This window comes from Lentzea indica (assembly GCF_012184385.1).
GTDB classification, from domain to species: domain Bacteria; phylum Actinomycetota; class Actinomycetes; order Mycobacteriales; family Pseudonocardiaceae; genus Lentzea; species Lentzea indica.
Genome location: NZ_VSRL01000375.1, coordinates 1 through 6,588, shown reverse-complemented (window position 1 = coordinate 6,588; position 6,588 = coordinate 1). Strand labels below are relative to the sequence as shown.

6 protein-coding genes are annotated in these 6,588 nt (G+C 71.0%); 1 reads left to right on the top strand and 5 read right to left on the bottom strand.

All coding sequences use genetic code 11. From position 1 onward, the window contains the following. The 5 genes from FXN61_RS46205 to FXN61_RS46185 all read right to left on the bottom strand — a co-directional run. Positions 1–816, bottom strand: an 816-nt coding sequence (locus FXN61_RS46205) for an inorganic phosphate transporter (protein ID WP_167980152.1), incomplete at its 3' end; no start/stop codon positions are given. Between the two features lie 50 nt (positions 817–866). Next, positions 867–1,211, bottom strand: a complete 345-nt coding sequence (locus FXN61_RS46200) for a VOC family protein (protein WP_167980151.1) — start codon at positions 1,209–1,211, stop codon at positions 867–869. A 237-nt stretch (positions 1,212–1,448) separates the two neighbouring features. Further along, positions 1,449–1,892 (bottom strand): hypothetical protein, encoded by a 444-nt coding sequence (locus tag FXN61_RS46195; RefSeq protein ID WP_167980150.1) that lies wholly within the window; start codon positions 1,890–1,892, stop codon positions 1,449–1,451. Continuing rightward, complete coding sequence (locus tag FXN61_RS46190) at positions 1,880–2,311, bottom strand: hypothetical protein (RefSeq protein ID WP_167980149.1); 432 nt, start codon at positions 2,309–2,311, stop codon at positions 1,880–1,882. Before FXN61_RS46190 ends, FXN61_RS46195 begins: the two co-directional genes overlap by 13 nt. Positions 2,312–2,353: 42 nt before the next feature. Beyond that, complete coding sequence (locus tag FXN61_RS46185) at positions 2,354–4,909, bottom strand: ATP-binding protein (RefSeq protein WP_167980148.1); 2,556 nt, start codon at positions 4,907–4,909, stop codon at positions 2,354–2,356. A gap of 70 nt (positions 4,910–4,979) precedes the next feature. On the opposite strand from FXN61_RS46185, the gene FXN61_RS46180 reads away from it, so the two are divergent. Continuing rightward, a partial coding sequence (locus tag FXN61_RS46180; RefSeq protein ID WP_167980147.1) for an HAD family hydrolase occupies positions 4,980–6,588 on the top strand: 1,609 nt, incomplete at its 3' end.

Below are 6,588 nucleotides of genomic sequence, written 5' to 3'. Positions count from 1 at the left end.
CGACAGCGCGAAGCCCAGCTGGGAGGACGTGAGGATCACGGTGGCGCTGCCGGTCTCGGCCGCGAAGCCCTGCGGTGGTTCGACGTCGGTGATGCGCCTGCCCAGGGTCTGGATGATCCGCCAGCCGCCCAGCCACGTGCCGAGCGCGATCGCCACTCCCGCGGACACGATCACCCACAGCGGCGGTTCGGCACCCGCGGGCAGCGCTCCCGCGGTGATCAGCGCGAGCGTGATGATGCCCATGGTCTTCTGCGCGTCGTTCGTGCCGTGCGCCAGCGACACCAGCGAGGCCGAGGCGATCTGCCCGTACCGGAACCCGCGGGTGGCCGTGCGCGTGCCTCGGGTGAGGCGGTAGGCGACGAACGTGCCGACAGCCGCGACCAACCCGGCGATCAGCGGTGACGCGATCGCGGGCACGAGCACCTTCTCGACCACGGCGGTGAACCGCACGGCGTCCGCTCCCGCGGCGACCCAGGTCGCGCCGATCAGGCCGCCGAACAGCGCGTGCGACGAGCTGGACGGCAGCCCCAGCAGCCACGTCGCGAGGTTCCACACGACCGCCCCGACCAGACCGCCGAACACCACCGCCGGCCCGATCCGCGTCTCGTCGACGAGCCCGTTCGAGATCGTCAGCGCGACCTCGATGGACAGGAACGCGCCGACCAGGTTCAGCACCGCGGACACCGCGACCGCGACCCGCGGCGGCAGCGCCCCGGTCGCGATCGAGGTGGCCATCGCGTTCGCGGTGTCGTGGAAGCCGTTGGTGAAGTCGAACACCAACGCGGTCACCACCACGACGACAACCAGGATCTCCATACCGTGCCGAGTTGCCGCGCCAGGTGAACGTCGGTCCACATCGCGGTGAACTAAGGCAACGCGGCCAGAGACAGGCTGTTGCCGTCCGGATCCAGCACCTCGACGTGCCGCACGCCGTTGGAGTAGGTCTCGACGGCCTCGTGGACGACGCCGTGCGCGGCGAGCCGGGCCAGCGCCTCGTCGAACTCGGTGCCCGCCACCCCGAACGTGATCATCGAGCCGCCCACGCGCTTCGCCCGCACGTCACGGTCGTCGAGGACGAGGTAGGCGTTCTCCCCCACCTGCCAGAGGTGCTCCTCGCCGATGACCTCGTCCGCCTGGCGGCCGAAGAACACCTCGTACCACTCCAGCGACCTGGCCAGGTCGCTCACGCACATCACGCTGTGCAGATCCACGCGGTCCACCCTCTCAGTCCTGTTCGAGAGGGTGGACCGGACTTGCGACCAGAACTCATCGGCCAGAGCACTAGCTGCTGCGGGGCAGGATCACGTTGGACGGCGGGACTTCGTCGGCGCTGCCGGTCCAGACCCCCAGGCCGGGCCGGCAGCGCGTCATCAGCTCGATCACGTCCGAAGCGTTTCTCCTGGCACCCTGACCAGGAAAGACGTTCGGACGACCCCGGACACATCCGGTCAGCGGCTCCAGGCGGAGCAGTTCGTCGTGCTCTCCCCGACGCACACCCTCGTGTAGAACGCGTCGACCAACGGAGCGAAGATCAGGCTGATCTCCGCCGTCGCGCCGGGTCCCGACGCGCGGGCGAGCAACTTGTCCTGCGTGTCCGAGCCGTTGACGAAGCGCACCCACACGAAGGCGTCCAGGCCGTCGTCCGCAGTGTCCTTGACGTAGGAGTACTCCCGGTCGATGAACGGCTGCCGGTCGAACCACCTGCCCCACACCTTCGCCTCGGCACCGGGCATCGCGGGGGCCAAAGCGAAGTTGCAGGCGTCGTTGGAACCGGGGTCGTAGACGGGGTCACCGGTGCATTTGCGGGCGTGTGCGGCCGGCGTCACGCACAGCCCCAGAGCCAGCGCGGCGGCGATGGCCGCGGACAGCTTCTTCACGGTCAGCCCACCCATCGACTGCAGGTGACCTCGCCAGGACCGAGACAGACCCGCACCTGGAACCAGGTGACGGGCACCCCGTCCGGAGAAGTCCACTCGATGTCCGTCTTCGCGCCGAGCCCTGAGGCGACCGCGATCGGTTCCTTGTACTGCGGCCCGTTCCACTGGCCGTAGAGCACCCACAGGTGGGCGTCGAGACCGTCGTTGGCGGTGTCCTTGACGTACGACGGCTTGCGGAGCGCCACCGAGAGCTCGGCGGCGAACTGGCCTTCCACGTACGCCTCGCTGCCGGGCGGCGTGTCAGGTCTGAGGACGAACTTGCCGGGACAACCCGATCCTGGGTCGTACACGGGATCACAGGTGGCCTGCGCGGCCGGCGCCACGAACACGCCAAGAGCCAAGGCAGCAGCCATCGACACGGACAGTTTCTTCATGAGCCCCCCTTTGCCCACGGATGTACCAAGAGCGGCACCGGCTCACAAGCTGTTCGGACGATCCCGGACACCCCGGTAGCCGGCGCCCTCCAGCACCTCGGTGGCTCGGCGACCGGTCTCCTCCGCAGCGACCAAGTCGCCATTGGCCTCGTGTGCCCTGGTCAGAGCCACGAGCGCGAGGCCGGCCATGATGCTCTGGCCGGTCTCCGCCGCCCGTTCGCACCCCTGAGACGCGTCCCTCAGCGCGGCCTCGACGTCGCCGGCGGCGAGATCCAACCAGGCCAGCTCGACCAACGCGTCCGCCACACCGTGGCCGTACCCGATGGCCACGGCCATCCGCCACGCGCGGCGCAGGTCGTCCCTGCGGCCGCGGATCGCGGCGACCGTGATGAGCGCGTCGATCTCGACCCGGCCCGAGCCTTTCGCGAGCGACAACGCCTCCTCCGCACAGTGCAGCGCGTCGTCCCGCCGACCGGCGTCGCGGTGCACGCGGGCGAGATCGTCCAAAGCCGCGGCCTCGCTGACCCGGTCCTCGTGGTCGTGGTTGAGCTGCCGGGCCCGTTCCAGGAATCCGGCCGCCTGGTCAAGGTCGCCGAGGTAGCGGTGCACGACGCCGAGCGCGCCCAGCGAGTTCGCGGCCAGGCGGGCCTCGCCGATCTCCTCACGCAGCTCGACGGCCGCCCGCAGGTCATCGGCGGCTTCGATCAGCCGTCCGAGCCGCATCTCGGTCTGACCCAGGTTGCCGAGCGCGCGAGCACGCCGGGCCGTGTCACCGGTCTCGGTGTAATAGGCGAGCTCGCGCCGGAAGCAGCCGACCGCGTCCTCCAGCGAGCCCAGCTCCGCGTAGACGCCGCCCAGGTTGCCGAGCGTGCTGAACTCGCGGAACCGGTCCCCCGCAGCACGGCTGAACTCGACGGCGTGCTCGAAGTGCCCGGCCGCGGCGCGGTAGTCGCCCGTGCCCCAGTGCGCGGTGCCCAACGAGAGGTGCATCGCCGCACACGCGCTCGCGTCTTCGCGTTGCTCGGCGGCCGCGAGGCCCACTTTCGCCACGGCCAGCCACTCCGCGGTGTGGCGGCGCAACCAGTAGCAGCCGCGCAGGGCGTCGGTGAGCAGCCACGCCATCGGCGCCCCTGCCTGTTCGATCGTGGTCACCAGCGTCGCGCGCTCGGTGTCGAACCACTGCAACGCCTCCGTGGCACCGGCGAACGCGTGCTTCGGGGTGATCGTCGCGAGCACCGAGAAGTCCGGTCGCACCGCGCGTGCCGCCGCGACCGCCATGTCCAGGTACTGCTCGTAGAGCCTGCCGAGCGCCTCCGCACCGCTTTCCTCTGCGGCACAACGCTCTCGTGCGTAGAGGCGGAGCAAGTCGTGCAGTCCGTACCGGCCGGCCGACTTGACCTCGACGAGGTGCGCGGCGACCAGCGTGCGGAGTGCGGCCTCGGCCCCCGGACCGTCGAGCAACGCGGCGGCTGCACGTGCCGGCAACTCCGGTCCCGGTGCGACACCCATGCGGCGGAACAACTTCTGTGCCAACGGGTCGAGCGCCGCGTAGGAGTGGTCGAACGCCGTGCGCACCGCCGCGTCCTCGTCCCCCTCCACCTCCAGCGCGGTGAGGCGGTCACCGGCGGTCAGCTCGGCCATCAGCTCTGCGATCGTCTGATGTGGACGGTCGGCGAGGTTGGCTGCGGTGATCCTCAGTGCGAGCGGCAGACAACCGCACAGCCGCACCAGTTCTTCGACGGCGTGTTCCTCGCGCAGCACCCGTTCCGCGCCCAGCACGCTGATCACCACCGCCGGAGCCTCCTCCGGTGTGAGCACGCCGAGTTCCAGCCGGTGCGCTCCGTCGCGGGCGACGAGTCCGGCCAGGCGGTCACGGCTCGTCACGACCGTCATGCAGCCCGGCCCGCCTGGCACCAGCGGTCGCACGTGTGCTGCGCTCGGCGCGTTGTCCACCATGACCAGCACCCGCTTGTCGGACGTGATCGACCGGTACAGGCCGACCATCGCGTCCTGCTGCAGCGGGATGTCCTCGCCGGGCACGCCGAACGCGCGGATCGCCAGCGCCAGCGCCTGGTCAGGGGTGACCGGCGGCCCGGACGAGTAACCGCGCAGGTCCAGGTACACCTGGCCGTCGGGGAACCGGTTCGCCACCTGGTGCGCCCACTGCACGGCCAGCGCGGTCTTTCCCACTCCAGGAATCCCGCACACCACCGCGAGCCTGCTGCCGCCCTCCAGCAGCGCGGTGAGCTCCTTGAACGCCTTGGCCCTGCCGCTGAACCCCGGCACGACCGCCGGCAGCTGGCGCGGCACCACCGCCGAGCCTGAAACACGCGCCGGTTCGGCCTGAACCCGGCGCCACGCGGCGATCCAGGGCTCCGCGTCGGCCACCTGGAACGCCTTCAGCAGCCCCTGGAACACCTCCAGCGCCGGTGCGGTCTTCCTCTTCGGACTGAGCGCGTCCGCCAGCGTGCTGCGGGCCAACCCGGACAGCTTCTCCATCTGCCGCAGCGACGGGTTGCCCGCCCACACCTTCAGCGCGCGCAACGCAGCGATGAGCTCGTCGAGCGTGTGCGCGTCGTCGGGTCTCGGGGCGGACATGACTGAAGCCTAATGATCGCCGGACCGGCGCGGGTGTTTGGCGTTTCGGCACGCTGGTCATCCCAAAGCGGTGGATCTCGCGGGGTTGCTGAAGGACGCCATCGGGCTGCGGCGGCGGCAGGTCTGGGCGCGACCGGGCAGGCTGCACATCGAGGTGCACGGCCTGGACACCCCGCACGCCCTGCGCCTGATCAAGTCGGTCGAGCAACAGCTGGAGAACCTCGACGGCGTGCTGTGGGCGCGGGTGAACGCGCCCGCCCAGCGCGTGGTCGTCGCCGTGGACTCGCCGAGGCCACGCAGGGCCGACCTGATCCGGATCGTGGAGCGTGCCGAGCACCACGCCGCGGCGCACACCGAAGAGGAACCGTGCGAGGAGCTGCATCACCCGTGTGAGGGACCCCGGACGCGACAGGCCGTGTCGGCGCTGGCCGCGGACGCCTTCGGGCTCGGGCTGTCGATGATGACCAGGCTGACCAGCTGGGTGCCGTTGCCCACCGAGATGGCGGCGATCGGGTCGTTGTTCCAGCACCACCCGAAGCTGCGGGTGCTGGCAGGCAAGGTGAGCGGCGGCCAGGACCGGGCGGACTCCGTGCTGCCGCTGGTGTCCGCCCTCGGCCAGGGGCTCGCGGCCGGAGGTGAGGGCATCCTGCTCGACGGCGCCGAGCGGATCGCGCAGTGGCGGGAGGCTCGGGCGCACCGGGAGGCGTGGAACAAGGCCGAACCCGCGTTGATCGCGGGGCCTGAGCACGCGGCGGGCGAACCTGTGCTGCAGGCGCGTCCCGTTGCGCTGCCTCAGGATCCGGTCGACCGGTACGCGGAACGGGCCATGGGGGCCGGTGCGGTGGCCGCGGCAGCGGCTGTGCCGTTCTTCGGAGCACGGCGCGGGTTCGCGTTGGGGCTCGCGAGCACGCCGAAAGCGCCCGCCGCGGCGCGGGAAGGGTTCGCGACCTATCTGGGGCGGATTCTCGCCAAGCGCGGCGTGATCGTGATGGATCGTGGCGTGTTGCGACGACTAGGGCAGATCGACACCGTCGTGCTCGACGAACGTGCGTTGCGCACCGGGCAGACCGAACTGACCGACGTCGTCCCGCTCGCCGGCTCCGATCCGCGAGAGATCGCCGAGGTCGCCTTCGTCCTGTTCGATCCCAAGGCCCCTGACGAGGAGCGTGAGGCAGACGGGTGGCGGCTTGGTCCTCTCAACGGCGCAGGCAAACGAGCTGCTGACCAGCTGCGCAAGCGTGGCGCCGACGAGGTGCTCGGGCTCCGGAAAGGTCAGAAGCTGCGCGCCGTGGTCGGCGTGTCGGCTCAGCACGCGCACGGTGTGCAGGCCATCGCCGCGGCCGCGCGCCGGGCGGGCGCACGGGTCGCGCTGGCCACCGACAACGGCAACAGCAGGTTCTCGTTCGTCGACGATGTCGTATCCGGCGGATCGGACCTCGTCGAGTCGGTGCGGTCGGCGCAGGAGAACGGCGTGGTGCTGGTGCTGTCCGGTGACCGCAAGGCGCTGGGCGCGGCCGACTGCGGGCTCGGGGTGTTCCGCACCGGCTCGCCGCCGGCGTGGGGCGCGCACGTGCTGGTGGGACAGGACTTCGAGGCCGCAGCCCTGGTGATCGACGCGGTCGGGGTGGCGTCGCGCGTGGACTCCGACGGCGTCAAGCTCGCGGCGGGCGGCAGCGGGG

Coding starts and splice junctions, on each gene's coding strand:
- FXN61_RS46195 (WP_167980150.1), bottom strand. CDS start 1,892: ATGGGTGGGCTGACCGTGAAGAAGCTGTCCGCGGCCATCGCCGCCGCG.
- FXN61_RS46190 (WP_167980149.1), bottom strand. CDS start 2,311: ATGAAGAAACTGTCCGTGTCGATGGCTGCTGCCTTGGCTCTTGGCGTG.
- FXN61_RS46185 (WP_167980148.1), bottom strand. CDS start 4,909: ATGTCCGCCCCGAGACCCGACGACGCGCACACGCTCGACGAGCTCATC.